The organism is Flavobacterium ustbae (assembly GCF_003946915.1).
Classification (GTDB): Bacteria; Bacteroidota; Bacteroidia; order Flavobacteriales; family Flavobacteriaceae; genus Flavobacterium; species Flavobacterium ustbae.
This window is the reverse complement of record NZ_RPOC01000001.1, coordinates 149,386-163,638: the sequence shown is the minus strand read 5'-3', so window position 1 is coordinate 163,638 and position 14,253 is coordinate 149,386. Positions and strand designations below refer to the sequence as shown.

Genomic DNA, 14,253 nt, shown 5'->3' with positions numbered 1-14,253 from the left:
AATGTGATTTTAATTTTTGAATAAGAGGTTGAAAATCAATTTCGTTTTTAAGATTCGAAGAAACTTTTAAAATTAAATTAAAATCATGTCTTAAAATATTTGGAGTGAATGAAAAATAGTAGTAATATTGCATCCTCTAAACCGGTCCTATAGCTCAGCTGGTTAGAGCACCTGACTCATAATCAGGTGGTCCCTGGTTCGAGCCCAGGTGGGACCACTTCTTTAGAAACACAAGCCTTTACAGAAATGTAGAGGCTTTTTTGTTTTTCAGCACTTTTCAGATGTGAAAATTGAAATATTCTGCATCAAAAATTAAACTTTATTTTCTCTAAAATCCCTTAACTTTATCTATCCGAAACAAATTTAATCTTCAGATGGATAGATTGACTCCCGAACAAAGGAGAAAAACTATGCAGGCGATAAAAAGCACTGCTACAAAAGGTGAAGTAAGGCTTGCTAAAGCATTATGGAAATTGGGTCACAGATATCGAAAAAATAACAAAAAGATATTTGGAAGGCCAGATCTTACTTTTGCCAAATATAAATTGGCCATTTTTGTCGACAGCGAATTTTTTCATGGAAAAGATTGGGAAACGCAAAAGTTAAGAATTAAATCGAATCGAGAATATTGGATTCCGAAAATTGAAAGAAATATCGAAAGAGATCAAGAAGTCAACACTTTTCTGATTTCTGAAAATTGGACTATTTTAAGATTTTGGAGCAAAGAGATAGAAAAGAATCTAGAAGTTTGTCTCGCCAAAATTGAAGGAACAATAATGCTTTTAAGTATTTAAACTTTTTCGGTTTTTAATTTCCTAGTTTCTGCTTTTTCAATGCATTTAAATATTTCAGAAGCAAGTCTTTGTATAACGGGCATACTTACCGAATTTCCAGCTTGTTTGTAAAGACTGGAATTCGAAATTTTAGGCAATTTGTAATGGTCAGGAAAGCCCTGAAAACGGAAACATTCTCTTGGGGTCAATTTTCTAAAACCAAATTCGGTTGTAATAATTGGAACATTGTGGCCGCCAGTTCCCATATTGGCAGTTAAAGTAGGGCAGACTTCTTTTTTGTTTTCGCGCACATACTGTCTTCTGAATTGATAAATTCGGTCTTCACGGACAACAGTTTCCTTTAACATGTTGTACATATATTTATCTTCGGTATAATAGAACTTTTTATCGACTTTTTCTTTGGTGATTAAATCGGTAACTTTTTTAGTTAATTCTTCTTTTTCAGGAAAATTAAATTTAAAACCTTTTTTAACGAAATCCTTATCAAAAGCAATCATGAAAATTCGTTCTCTGTTATGCGGAATGTTTCCGAAATTTTTGGTGTTCAAAATGGCGCTATCAAAAGTATAATTTCGTTTTTTAATTTCGCGCTGAATTACTTTCATGGTATTTCCTTTGTCGTGGCCTTTTAGGTTTTTTACATTTTCAAGAAATACTACTTTTGGTCTCATTTCGTCAATAAAATCCAATATTTTAAAAAAATGATTTCCTCTACTGTCTTTAAAGCCTTTTCTGTGACCAGCAAGAGAAAAAGGCTGACACGGAAATCCAGCAGTAAGAACATCAATTTTATTGAGATCTTTTACGTCTAGTTGCATTACATCGCCTTCTATAAGAGTGTGGTCGAAATTATTTCTGTAGGTAACACAGGCCTTTTTATCAAATTCATTCGCCCATTCTAATTTAAAGCCTGCATTTTCAAATCCTAAACAAATACCGCCAACACCTGCGTATAAACTTCCGACTGTATATTGATTTTTCATTTAATTAGATAAGATTGGAAATGGGTTTTAATTTTGAAGGTATTGTAACTGTGCAAATATATTAATTTGAGAACATTCTCTTAGGTGTAATTAAAGTTGAATCCAAACTTCTTTTTTTGACGTAAATTTTATTACGAGCTTTTGAAGAAAGAAAAATGCTATTCTTTGAAAATAAGGAAATTCTTATAGCCTTGAAAGTCTTGTAAATAATGGAAAAAAAGAGATTTTAACCTTCAAAGTGTTTCCTAAAAAGGATTGGAGGAATTTTGATGAAAAAATGTTAAAATTTGTTTGGTCTTTTTTGGTTTAAAAGTTGATTTTGTGCAAAAAACTTATACTTTTGTCCAAGATTTTGGAAGTTGAAGTGCATTTGTGCGAAATTTCTATTAAAGAATATTTGTCAATAATTATCTAGAGTTGCTGTTAGCAATCGCTTGAATTTATGAAAAATCTAAAAGCCCCATTTTTAGTAATTGCCTTATTATTGTTAAATGTTTCATTCGCAACGACGAAACACAATTTACCTGAACCTGATGCACAGGTAAGTAGTGATGGTACTGATGCAGGTCTAGATGATGATGGTCCTTGTGAAGGGTGTGCTCCGAATTTTCCAATAGATGAAAATATAGTTTTTCTGTTAGGAGCTGGCCTAGTTTTAGGAGCGACTATAGTATATAAAAATAAAATAAAAAAAGCTTCAATATAAATTGAAGCTTTTTTTATGAAAAATTGTCGCTCTATTTATTGATAGAATAAAGTCTAGAAATATATTTTCCAACTACATCAAACTCAAGGTTGATTTTTGTGCCAACTTTGAAATCGCTAAAATTAGTGTGCTCGTAAGTGTACGGAATAATTGAGACGCTAAATTCATTTGTTTTAGAATTCACAACAGTCAAGCTTACTCCGTTTACCGTAATCGAACCTTTTTCAATTGTAATATTGTTTAAGTTTTTATCGTATTCAAAAGTATAATTCCAGCTTCCGTTGGCTTCTTCAATTTTAATGCAGGTTCCCGTTTGATCTACGTGACCTTGTACAATATGTCCGTCTAGGCGATCTCCAAGCTTCATTCCTCTTTCCAAGTTTACAATATCACCAGTTTTCCAATCGCCAATGTTGGTTTTTAAGATAGTCTCGTCAATTGCCGTTACGGTATAAAAAGAGTCTTTGATTGCGACAACCGTAAGGCAGATTCCGTTATGCGAAACGCTCTGGTCTATCTTTAATTCATTGGTTATGGATGAGTCAACTGTTATGTGAAGATTGTTTTGGTCTTTCTGAATTTCGTGAATCCTGCCAAGTGTTTCTATAATTCCTGTGAACATTATGGTTTTATTTTACTAAATTTGCACATCAAAATTAGTAATAAATAAACTGAGCTCATGAATAAAAAAGCAGAAAATATAATTGTTGGAATTTCAGTTGGAGATTTAAACGGTATTGGAAGCGAAGTTATACTCAAAACATTCGAGGATTCTCGTATGTTGGAATTGTGTACGCCGGTTATTTTTGCAAATGCTAAAATTCTTTCATTCGTTAGAAAAAACTTTACATCGACAGTTCAGTTTCACGGAGTTGATAGATTGGACCAGGTCATTCCGGGAAAAGTAAATGTTTTGAATCTTTGGAGAGAAGGAGTCGATATAAACTTTGGAACAAATGATCCAAAAATAGGAGAATATGCAATCAAATCTTTTACAGCGGCAACAAAAGCTTTAAAGGATGGCGAAATAGATGTTTTGGTTACAGCTCCTATTAATAAATACAATATACAGTCTGAGGATTTTAAATTTCCAGGACACACAGATTATCTAGATCAGCAATTAGAAGGTAATGCCCTTATGATGATGGTTCAGGATAATTTGAGAGTAGGTTTGATTACGGATCACGTACCATTAAACGAAGTGGCGTCGCATTTGACGGAAGAATTAATTACTAAAAAAATTGAAACCATAAGAAAATCTTTGGTTCAGGATTTTAGTATAGTGAAGCCAAAAATTGCAGTTTTAGGATTAAATCCACATGCTGGCGACGGTGGTGTAATTGGTAAAGAAGATGATATGGTTTTAAAGCCTGTTTTGAAAAAAATATTTGAAGCCGGAACAATGGTTTTTGGGCCTTTTCCTGGAGATGGTTTTTTTGGAAGCGGTCAATATGAAAAATATGATGCGATTGTAGCAATGTATCATGACCAAGGATTAATTCCGTTTAAAACATTGTCTTTTGGAAAAGGAGTTAATTATACAGCAGGGTTAAACAGGGTTAGAACTTCTCCAGATCATGGTACAGCTTATGATATTGCTGGGAAAGACATGGCAGATTACAATTCTTTTAAAGAAGCAGTATATCTTGCGATTGATATTTTTCGTTCGCGTAATCAGTATGAGGAGATTAGCCAAAAACCTCTTAAAATAAAAGAAAAACAGTTATAAACAAAAAAAGGTGAATAAGATTATTAGATTTATAATAATTTTATATCTTTGCACCCCAATTCAGATATCTAGTTTTAGAACTGAATTGTTCAAATTGATGTTGAAATGAGCAAAACAAAAGAATTTTTAATTCCTTTCGTAGGATTAAAACTAGGAAAACACCATTTTGAGTATCAGATAAATAACAAGTTCTTTAAGGATTTTGAATACGAAGAGTTTCAAAATTCAGATATTAAAGTCAATTTACTTTTTGATAAAAAAAGTAATATGTTAGAGTTGGAATTCAAACACAAAGGAACAGTAAATGTGCCTTGTGATCTAACAGGCGAAGATTTTGATTTACCAATAAAAGGGAAAATGAAGTTAATAGTTCGCTTTGGAGAAGAATTTAATGATGATAACGAAGAATTATTGATTTTGCCACATGGTGAACATGAGGTAGATGTTGCGCAATATATTTATGAAATGATCGCGCTTTCAGTACCTCAAAAAAGAATTCATCCAGGAGTTAAAGATGGAACCCTTCAAACGGAAGCTTTAACCAAATTGAATGAATTAAGTGTAAAAGAACAAAAAGAAGAGAGTAAACAAGAAGAAGATATTGACCCGCGTTGGGAAAAATTAAAGAAACTATTAACGGATAAATAATATAGTAAAATGGCACATCCTAAGAGAAAAACCTCGAAAACAAGAAGAGATAAGAGAAGAACACATTATAAAGCTACTGTAGCTCAAATCGCTACATGTCCTATTACAGGTGAAGCGCATTTATACCACAGAGCTTACTGGCATGAAGGTAAAATGTACTACAGAGGGCAAGTTGTTATCGATAAATCTGAAGCGGTTGCTTAATACGTTTTTGTAAATTATACTAGAACTCTCACATAGTGAGAGTTTTTTTTGTTGGTTATAATTTTCGTTTTTTAGGAAAATATAGACAAATTCGTTACGTTTTTTTTTGTAATTTTCAAGTCTTTTAAAAATTTTTCAAATTAATCATAATTTGAAAATAAATAATAGAATATAATGAATACAATCACAGCCGCAATTACCGCTGTTGGAGCTTATGTTCCTGACTTCGTTCTTTCGAACCAAGTGCTAGAAACAATGGTTGATACCAATGATGAGTGGATTACCGCTCGAACAGGAATTAAAGAAAGAAGAATTCTTAAAGATCCTGATAAAGGTACATCGTATCTTGCTATACAAGCAGCAAAGGATTTGATTGCAAAAGCAAATATTGATCCGCTTGAGATTGATATGATTATAATGGCAACTGCAACACCAGATATGATGGTGGCTTCTACAGGAGTATTTGTTGCAACAGAAATTGGAGCAACAAATGCATTTGCATACGATTTGCAGGCTGCATGTTCAAGTTTCTTGTACGGAATGTCTACTGCAGCTGCTTATGTTCAGTCAGGGCGTTACAAAAAAGTACTTTTAATTGGTGCAGATAAAATGTCATCAATTGTAGATTATACAGATAGAGCAACTTGTATTATTTTTGGCGATGGAGCTGGTGCAGTTCTTTTCGAACCAAATTATGAAGGGCTTGGTTTACAGGATGAATATTTAAGAAGTGATGGCGTAGGTCGCGATTTTCTTAAAATTCCTGCGGGAGGTTCTTTAATTCCACCTAGTGAAGATACTGTAAAAAACAGACAGCACAATATTATGCAAGATGGTAAAACTGTTTTCAAATATGCTGTAACTAATATGGCAGATGCCAGCGAATTGATTTTACAAAGAAATAATTTGACAAATCAAGATGTTGACTGGTTAGTGCCACACCAAGCTAATAAACGTATTATTGATGCTACTTCAGGAAGATTAGAATTGGACGATTCTAAAGTTCTAGTAAACATTGAAAGATACGGTAATACTACTTCTGGAACTTTACCATTAGTTTTGGCTGATTTCGAAAATAAGCTTAAAAAAGGAGATAATGTTATCTTTGCCGCTTTTGGTGGAGGATTCACTTGGGGATCTATCTATTTAAAATGGGCTTACGATACAAAATAAATTAAAACTAAAAACGAATCATTATGGATTTAAAAGAAATTCAAAACCTAATCAAATTTGTTGCAAATTCGGGCGTTGCAGAAGTGAAGTTAGAAATGGATGATGTAAAAATCACGATTAGAACAACTTTAGAAACAAATGTAACTGAGGCAACTTACGTACAGCAATTACCAGCTCAGGCAGCTTTACCTCAAGCGGCAGTTCCACAAGTTACAGCTCCAACAGTTGTAAGTGTAACTCCAGAAGCTCCAGCAGCTAACGATTCTAAATATATTACTATAAAATCTCCTATCATTGGAACATTCTATAGAAAACCATCTCCAGACAAACCAGTTTTTACAGAAGTAGGAAGCACTGTTTCTAAAGGAGATGTTCTTTGTGTAATTGAAGCAATGAAATTATTCAACGAAATCGAATCTGAAGTTTCTGGTAAAATTGTGAAAATTCTAGTTGACGATATGTCTCCAGTAGAATTTGACCAACCTTTATTCTTAGTAGATCCATCATAATTTTTAAAAATTCCAATAGAGAAATCACAAAATCCAGTTGTTGGAATTTGGAGATTGGAATTTGTAATTTTTAATATAAATAAGATGTTTAAAAAAATATTAATTGCGAATAGAGGAGAAATTGCACTACGTGTAATTCGTACATGTAAGGAAATGGGAATCAAAACTGTTGCAGTTTACTCTACAGCCGACGCAGAAAGTTTACATGTTAAATTTGCTGATGAAGCGGTTTGTATTGGCCCTCCTCCAAGTAACTTATCGTATTTGAAAATGTCAAATATTATTGCAGCTGCTGAAATTACAAATGCAGATGCAATTCATCCAGGTTATGGATTTCTTTCTGAGAATGCTAAATTCTCAAAAATCTGTCAAGAGCACGGAATTAAATTTATCGGTGCTGCTCCAGAAATGATTGACCGTATGGGAGATAAAGCTTCTGCAAAAGCTACAATGAAAGCAGCAGGAGTTCCTTGTGTACCAGGTTCAGATGGATTGTTAGAATCTTACGAACATGCACAAAAAACAGCAGCAGAAATCGGATACCCAGTTATGATGAAAGCTACTGCTGGTGGTGGTGGTAAAGGAATGCGTGCTATCTGGAAAGAAGAAGAGCTTTTAAAAGCTTGGGAAAGCGCGCGTCAGGAAGCTGCTGCTGCGTTTGGAAATGACGGAATGTACATGGAGAAACTTATTGAAGAGCCACGTCATATCGAAATTCAAGTTGTTGGAGATGCATACGGAAAAGCTTGTCACCTTTCTGAAAGAGACTGCTCAGTACAACGCCGTCACCAAAAACTTACTGAAGAAACACCGTCTCCTTTCATGACAGACGAACTTCGCGCAAGAATGGGAGAGGCTGCTGTAAAAGCTGCCGAGTTCATTAAATATGAAGGAGCTGGAACTGTAGAGTTTTTAGTAGACAAACACAGAAACTTCTACTTCATGGAAATGAATACTCGTATTCAAGTAGAACACCCAATCACAGAACAGGTTATTGATTATGATTTGATCCGTGAGCAGATTATGGTTGCTGCCGGAATTCCAATTTCTGGTAAAAACTACCTTCCTGAATTACACGCTATCGAATGCCGTATTAATGCTGAAGATCCTTATAATGATTTTCGCCCTTCACCAGGAAAAATTACTACGCTTCATATGCCAGGAGGACACGGAGTTCGTTTAGATACTCACGTATACTCAGGATATAGCATTCCGCCAAACTACGATTCTATGATTGCAAAGTTAATTACAACAGCGCAGTCACGTGAAGAAGCTATTAGCAAAATGCGTAGAGCTTTGGACGAGTTCGTAATCGAAGGTGTGAAAACTACAATACCTTTCCACAGACAATTAATGGATGATCCAAAATATATTGCAGGAGATTACACAACTGCATTTATGGATACATTTAAAATGAAATCTATAGAGGAATAAATACAAAGGCTGTCAAAATTGACAGCCTTTCTTTTTTATATACTTCCTCTTAAATTAAATTCCAATTTTTATCCCGAAGCTTCGGGATAAAAATTTTGGAATATCATCCCAAGGTTACACTAAAAGTGTTTACTTATTACACACTTCTTTTCTCTTTTACACACATTTTAAATTTTATCTTTTTTTAGTATATTTGATGTAATGCCTTTAAAAACAGGTTTTTATAGTGTTTGGCACGGTTCTTTTCTTTTACGGCATAATAATTTCATTACTTAAAAGCGTAAACAACTATTAATTTAAATATATACGTTATGAAAAATTTATTTTTATCAGCCGCACTAGTTTTAGGAAGTTTAACTTCATTCGCTTCAACTACAACAATTACCAATACAAATGTAAAAGTGATTTCTATTGAAGACGAATATACTGAAATCAAATTAGAAGAATTACCAGCAGCTATTTCTGATGCTTTGAAAAAAGCTTATCCAGAAGCGGTAATTACTAAAGCATACAAAAATGAAAAAGCACAGTATAAACTTGACGTAACTGTTGGCGACAAAGTAGGAAACTTATTTGCTAATGCAGACGGAACTTGGATCAAACAATAATCTAAAATTGAGATTTTGTGAAAATCCAGATCAAGAATACTAAGATCAAATTAACTACATTAAAATATAACTATCATGAAAAATTTATTTTTATCAGCCGCAATCGTTTTGGGAGGTTTAACATCATTTGCTTCAACTTCGCCAATTTCAAATACAATCGTAAAAACAATCTCTATCCAAGATGATTATACAGAAATCAAATTGGAAGAAGTTCCTTCAGCTATTACAGATGCTCTTAAAAAAGCATATCCAGATGCAGTGCTTACTAAAGCATATAAAAACACAAAATCTGAGTACAAGCTTGATGTAACTGTTGGAGATAAAACAGGAAATCTTTTTGCTAACGCAGATGGAACTTGGATTAAAAAATAATTAAGTCTAACCCTTAAAAACTATTACTATGAAAAAGTTAATCTTATCGGCAGCAATTGTTTTAGGCAGTTTGTCGATGTACGCAGAGACCCCTGTAGCAACTAATCAATTAGTGTATACAGTAAATGATCAGGATGGATATAAAGAAGTGGACGGAGTTCCAGCAGCCGTAAAAAAAGGTTTAGATGAAGCTTATCCTGGTGTAGTGCTTGAAAAAGCTTGGGTTAATGATAATAAGGAGTACAAAATTGAGATAACCGTTCGAGGTGAAAAATCGATCGTTTATACAGATGCTTCTGGTAAAATTCTTAAAAAATAATTTAAACCACAATATTATGAAAAAGTTAATCTTATCAGCAGCGATCGTTTTAGGAAGTCTTTCAGTAAATGCTGCCATTCTTCCAGCGATTTCAATTTCTCAATCAGTACTTGCTCAGGATGGATATACTGAAGTTGCTTTAGACGCTGTTCCGGCAGCTGTAAAGTCTACAGTTGAAAAATCCTTCCCAAATACTAAGCTTGAAAAAGCGTATAAAAATGATAAAAACGAGTACAAGCTTGAAATTTCAAGTGGAGACAAGAAGTACACTATTTTTACAGATGCTTCTGGAAATATCATTAAAAAATAATTAAAATCAGCATCATGAAAAAGCTAATCTTATCAGCAATAGTAGTTTTAGGAACAATGTCAATTCATGCCAATGGATTGTCTGTTTCAAAAGATGCTAAAGCTACTGTAATTGTTCAGTCAGAATATACAGAAGTTACCGTAGATGCTGTTCCTGCAGCTGTGAAAACGGCTCTGCAGACTGCTTATCCAGGAGCAAAACTGGAAAAAGCATTTGTAAACGAAAAAAAAGAGTATAAACTCGAAATATCAGTTGGAGACCAAAAGGCTACTGTCTATTCAGATGTCAATGGTAACTGGTTGAAGATATAAATTAGGTGAATTTAGATTTATGTTTTTGGTGAAAAAGAGATTGCTTTGAGCAATCTCTTTTTTTTTACATATTTTACATAATTTTATGAAATAACAAGTTTAATAATATTATTTTAGCAAAAAAGTCCCTAGAAGCAAATGCCGAAGATATTAGTGATAGAAGATGATATTGCGTTTTGTAAATTATTAGAAAAATTTCTAATTAAAAAAGCGTATGATGTAAAAGTTGCTTTCTCTGCCACAGAAGCACGTGAAGCCGTTAAAAAAGAATCTTTCGATTTGATTTTGACAGATCTTCGCCTACCTGATTCTGATGGTATCGGACTTATGTCTGAATTTAAAAATTCACACCCTCATATTCCGATTATTCTAATGACGGGTTACTCTGATGTAAATACTGCTGTAAAAGCCATTAAAAATGGTGCTGCAGATTATATTTCGAAACCATTTAACCCAGATGAAGTTCTTCTTGTTATTACCAATGCTTTGCAAATGCCAAAAGTAGTAGAAGAAGAAGCTCCTGTAAAAGAAAAGAAAGCAGTAAAAAAGCAATCATCATCAGGAAGCAATGAATATGTTAAAGGGATTTCAGCCGCATCCAAAAAACTTTTAGATCACATTCAGCTGGTTAGTCCAACTGATATGTCGGTTTTAATTATTGGCGAAAGCGGAACAGGAAAAGAAATTATTGCAAAAAGCATTCATCAGCAAAGCAGAAGAAAAGACAGTAATTTTATTGCGGTAGATTGCGGAGCGATCCCAAAAGAATTGGCGGCAAGCGAATTTTTCGGTCATTTAAAAGGATCTTTCACGGGAGCCATCAATGATAAAAAGGGATATTTTGAAGCGGCAAATGGCGGAACTTTATTTTTGGATGAAATTGGAAATCTTTCTTACGAAAACCAAATTCAGTTGTTAAGAGCGCTTCAAGAAAGAAAAATCAAACCTGTAGGAAGCAATAAAGAAATAAACGTCGATATACGCATTATTACAGCTACAAATGAAGATTTGCGCGAGGCGGTAAAAAACGGTGATTTTAGAGAGGATTTATACCATAGAATCAACGAGTTTTCGATTCAGTCGCCATCTTTAAAAGATCGTGGTGAAGATTTAATGGTTTTTGCCGATTATTTCCTCGAAAAAGCCAATCAGCAATTGCATAAAGATGTTGTTGGATTTTCTCCAGAAGTAGTCTCTATTTTTCAAAATTACAATTGGCCAGGGAATTTAAGAGAATTGCAAAACTGTGTCAAACGTGCCACTCTTTTAACTAGAGGTGATTTTATTGAAAGTGATGTGCTTCCAGCAGAATTTTTTCAAGTTCAAAAACAACAATCTGCAGCAAACGAAGTTTTCTCTTTATCTGAAAACGAAAAAGAAACCATTATAAATGCGTTATCCAAAACGCAGAATAATAAATCTGAAGCAGCAAAACTGCTAAAAATTACCAGAAAAACCCTTTACAATAAATTGAAACAATATAATATCGAATAAAAAAAGCAGTCTAAATTTAGACTGCTTTTTTTGTTTCTATTAAACCTCTTGTTTTAATGCTTCAAAAAGAACTTTTATCTTTTCTTTTAAATCGATATAAGTAGTTTCTATATCAATCGTATTTAAATCTTCTTTTTCTAAATCTTTTAAAAGTTCGCCAATTTCATTTGCTTGAATTTGTTTGAACATTGGTGCAATACGATGTGCAATAGATTTTATTTCATCGTGATTTTTCTCTTGAACAGCCACTTTCAAAAAGCCTAGATTTTCTATACTTGTTTCTATAAAAGATTTTAGAACCTCTTTTAAAGCCGCTTCATCTTGGCCGAGAAAATCTTTTAAGGTTTCGAGAGAATATATTTGAGAAGTATTTTCATTGGCATTCTCAATATACTCAGTTATAGGAACTTCTTCATGATCTAAAATATGCTGAATGGTTTCTAGTAAGATTTTTGGCGAATAAGGCTTTTTTACAACAGTTGTAAATCCAGCATTTTTATAAACAGAAAGTTCAAGATCTGTTCGTCCGGTTAATGCTATTACGGGCTGATTTTTGAAAATGGTTTCAGGAAGTTCTCGAAGTTTTTCTAAAAATGAAAATCCGTCTATTTCTGGCATTTGAATATCGGTAATAACAAAATCAAACTGCGTGGTTTTAATGGTTTCTAAAGCTTTTGTAGGATTAGTAAACGAAAACACCTGATGCTGTTCTTGTTTTAGAACGCCACTGGTCAAATTCAAAAGATTAATGTCGTCGTCTACAACAATAAAAGTCTGTTTTTTATTGTTTTTGGCAATCTTAGGTTTGGTTTCGGTTACAGGGATATTTTGGCTATTGTCAAATATTAAAGGCAATCGAATAATAAACGTGCTTCCTTTTCCAAATATGCTTTCTAAAGTTAGATTACCACCCAAAATAGAAATAATCTTCTGGCAGATAGATAAGCCTAATCCAGTTCCGCCATATTTTTTTTCAATATTTTCATTCGCTTGAGCAAATTCTTCAAAAACCAATTTCTGATTTGCTTTTTCAATGCCAATTCCGGTATCTTGAATCGAAATGGTAAAAAACTGGTCTTCATTCGCGTAAGCGGCAATTCGAATATGGCCTTGTTCGGTAAATTTATAAGCATTTCCGATAATATTCGTCAGAATTTGTTTTAAACGAAACGGATCGCCAACAATACGTTTTTGAAATTGCTCGTCTACATTGATAATAAGATCAATATCTTTCTCCTTATAAACCGTTTGGATATTGCGAGCAACATCTTCAATAATTTCAGGTAATGGAAATGGAACTTTTTCTATCGAAATTTTTCCGGCCTCAATCTGAGAAAAATCCAATAAATCCTGAACAAGCTGCGAAATATATTCAGACGAATTTTTAATGTTTTTAATGAAATAAGACTGCTTGGTGTTGACATCTGAGTTTCCTAAAAGTTCAGAATAACCCACAATTGTACTCAAAGGCGTTTTTAAATCGTGACTAACGGTTGAAATTAATTGTTCTCGACTTTTGAGCAGATTCTTTGTTTTGAAATTGGCAATTTCGAGTTGCTTCTTATACAATTGAGATTTTGAATAATCGCTCACAATCAAAATCGAAAAAAAGACGGTCAGCAATAAGCCGATAACGGCAGAAGCGGTTACAATTTCGTTGACTCTTTTTAATGATTTTTCTTTTAATGAGTTGCTTTTAATCGAATTGATAATAATTTCTCGCTCAATAATTCGAAGTATTTTTCTTAGCTGATCCGAAATGGCTATTTCATTCTGAAGCAGTTTGTTTTCTTCAAAATTCAAAGATTCTTTCTTTTTTTCGGCTTTTATTTTTACAGAACTCAAAAGCTTTTTAGAATTGGCTAAGATAGAATCAGACGCTTTTTTACTTAAAGTATTAGTGCTGTCGTCTGGAATATTCGAATTTAAATAATCAACATATCGCTGTAAAACACTGCGCTGATAACTCCCAAGCTGATTGGGATTTTTGGTGAAATCCTGAAGTTCGAGTTTTCTTAGGTTAAACTCCATTTTCGTAATTTCGTCAATAGCATTATTTACAGAAGTTTCGTCGTCTGCTTTATTTTTGATTTCTTTTAATTGCTTAATATTTTCTGTCTTTTCAGACAAAAAATAAGTTACGCTATCCAAAAGTGTTTTTTGATATTCTGTAGTAACAATTTGTTTTAATGTGTCGATGCGTTTAAGTAGGGAGTCTGTTTCTCTCAGGTATTTTTTAAAATCTTGCTCCGAATTGCTTTGAATAGTTTGTCTGGCTAAACTTTCTGTTTTATACACATTAGAATACAATCTGCTGACTCTTAGGATTTTTGTTTTTTCTAATGCAATCTTATCTTCTAGGTTGTTGTAAACGACATTTTCAGAGTAAAGAAACCATCCAACCGTAACCACCAAAGCTAATAATGCAACATAGCTAAACAAAACTTTGATTGCGGTGTAACTCTTTTTAGTCTCCATATTTTGCTGAAAGATTTGGGAAAATTGTTCCGACCCCGAGACTTCGAGATGGGATTATTAAAACAGTGCAATTTATCTAAAAAAATCTGTTTTTAGAAAAGTTAATATAGTCAATATGTTACATAATTGTAAGGTTCGAAAACAAAAACAGCCGTAGATTATGTAAATCTACGGCTGTTTA

General features: G+C 33.3%; 17 protein-coding genes and 1 tRNA gene. 15 read left to right on the top strand and 3 right to left on the bottom strand.

Annotated features, from left to right (window positions below):
- Positions 1-143 precede the first annotated feature (143 nt).
- A tRNA-Ile gene (locus EG814_RS00765) sits at positions 144-217 on the top strand.
- Positions 218-374: 157 nt separating this feature from the next.
- Positions 375-794, top strand: coding sequence for a very short patch repair endonuclease (locus EG814_RS00760; RefSeq protein WP_125717931.1), 420 nt, complete (start codon positions 375-377; stop codon positions 792-794).
- Here EG814_RS00760 and dcm read toward each other — a convergent pair.
- The gene (gene dcm, locus EG814_RS00755; RefSeq protein ID WP_125717929.1) at positions 791-1,777 is read right to left on the bottom strand and encodes a DNA (cytosine-5-)-methyltransferase; all 987 of its coding nucleotides are present in this window, start codon (positions 1,775-1,777) and stop codon (positions 791-793) included. The genes EG814_RS00760 and dcm overlap by 4 nt on opposite strands.
- 442 nt (positions 1,778-2,219) lie before the next feature.
- On the opposite strand from dcm, the gene EG814_RS00750 reads away from it, so the two are divergent.
- Positions 2,220-2,483, top strand: coding sequence for a hypothetical protein (locus tag EG814_RS00750; RefSeq protein ID WP_125717927.1), 264 nt, complete (start codon positions 2,220-2,222; stop codon positions 2,481-2,483).
- Between the two features lie 31 nt (positions 2,484-2,514).
- Here EG814_RS00750 and EG814_RS00745 read toward each other — a convergent pair whose 3' ends face one another.
- Positions 2,515-3,105, bottom strand: coding sequence for a riboflavin synthase (locus tag EG814_RS00745; RefSeq protein WP_125717925.1), 591 nt, complete (start codon positions 3,103-3,105; stop codon positions 2,515-2,517).
- Between the two features lie 57 nt (positions 3,106-3,162).
- Between EG814_RS00745 and pdxA the strand changes: the two genes are divergently transcribed.
- The 12 genes from pdxA (at position 3,163) to EG814_RS00685 (ending at position 11,594) form a co-directional block, all read left to right on the top strand.
- Positions 3,163-4,212: a 4-hydroxythreonine-4-phosphate dehydrogenase PdxA gene (gene pdxA, locus EG814_RS00740; RefSeq protein WP_125717923.1), complete on the top strand. Its 1,050-nt coding sequence runs from the start codon at positions 3,163-3,165 to the stop codon at positions 4,210-4,212.
- Between the two features lie 105 nt (positions 4,213-4,317).
- On the top strand, positions 4,318-4,860 hold the full coding sequence (locus EG814_RS00735) for a YceD family protein (RefSeq protein ID WP_125717921.1): 543 nt from the start codon (positions 4,318-4,320) through the stop codon (positions 4,858-4,860).
- A 9-nt stretch (positions 4,861-4,869) separates the two neighbouring features.
- Positions 4,870-5,064, top strand: coding sequence for a 50S ribosomal protein L32 (gene rpmF, locus EG814_RS00730; RefSeq protein WP_008465217.1), 195 nt, complete (start codon positions 4,870-4,872; stop codon positions 5,062-5,064).
- Between the two features lie 174 nt (positions 5,065-5,238).
- Positions 5,239-6,237, top strand: a complete 999-nt coding sequence (locus EG814_RS00725; RefSeq protein ID WP_125717919.1) for a beta-ketoacyl-ACP synthase III — start codon at positions 5,239-5,241, stop codon at positions 6,235-6,237.
- 23 nt (positions 6,238-6,260) lie between these two features.
- Positions 6,261-6,746 (top strand): acetyl-CoA carboxylase biotin carboxyl carrier protein, encoded by a 486-nt coding sequence (accB, locus tag EG814_RS00720; protein ID WP_095928350.1) that lies wholly within the window; start codon positions 6,261-6,263, stop codon positions 6,744-6,746.
- An 84-nt stretch (positions 6,747-6,830) separates the two neighbouring features.
- Positions 6,831-8,180, top strand: a complete 1,350-nt coding sequence (gene accC / locus EG814_RS00715; RefSeq protein ID WP_125717917.1) for an acetyl-CoA carboxylase biotin carboxylase subunit — start codon at positions 6,831-6,833, stop codon at positions 8,178-8,180.
- A 311-nt stretch (positions 8,181-8,491) separates the two neighbouring features.
- A complete protein-coding gene (locus EG814_RS00710) occupies positions 8,492-8,788 on the top strand; it encodes a hypothetical protein (RefSeq protein ID WP_125717915.1) in 297 nt (98 codons plus the stop codon).
- 75 nt (positions 8,789-8,863) lie between these two features.
- Positions 8,864-9,160 carry a hypothetical protein gene (locus EG814_RS00705; protein WP_125717913.1) on the top strand — a complete coding sequence of 99 codons (297 nt, stop codon included), beginning with the start codon at positions 8,864-8,866 and terminating at the stop codon, positions 9,158-9,160.
- A 28-nt stretch (positions 9,161-9,188) separates the two neighbouring features.
- Positions 9,189-9,479: a hypothetical protein gene (locus tag EG814_RS00700; RefSeq protein WP_125717911.1), complete on the top strand. Its 291-nt coding sequence runs from the start codon at positions 9,189-9,191 to the stop codon at positions 9,477-9,479.
- Positions 9,480-9,495: 16 nt separating this feature from the next.
- Positions 9,496-9,789, top strand: a complete 294-nt coding sequence (locus EG814_RS00695; RefSeq protein ID WP_125717909.1) for a PepSY-like domain-containing protein — start codon at positions 9,496-9,498, stop codon at positions 9,787-9,789.
- Positions 9,790-9,803: 14 nt separating this feature from the next.
- The gene (locus EG814_RS00690; protein WP_125717907.1) at positions 9,804-10,100 is read left to right on the top strand and encodes a hypothetical protein; all 297 of its coding nucleotides are present in this window, start codon (positions 9,804-9,806) and stop codon (positions 10,098-10,100) included.
- A 138-nt stretch (positions 10,101-10,238) separates the two neighbouring features.
- A complete protein-coding gene (locus EG814_RS00685; protein WP_125717905.1) occupies positions 10,239-11,594 on the top strand; it encodes a sigma-54-dependent transcriptional regulator in 1,356 nt (451 codons plus the stop codon).
- Between the two features lie 39 nt (positions 11,595-11,633).
- Here the strand turns inward: EG814_RS00685 and EG814_RS00680 are convergent, their stop codons facing one another.
- Positions 11,634-14,072 carry a hybrid sensor histidine kinase/response regulator gene (locus EG814_RS00680; protein WP_125717903.1) on the bottom strand — a complete coding sequence of 813 codons (2,439 nt, stop codon included), beginning with the start codon at positions 14,070-14,072 and terminating at the stop codon, positions 11,634-11,636.
- Positions 14,073-14,253 lie beyond the last annotated feature (181 nt).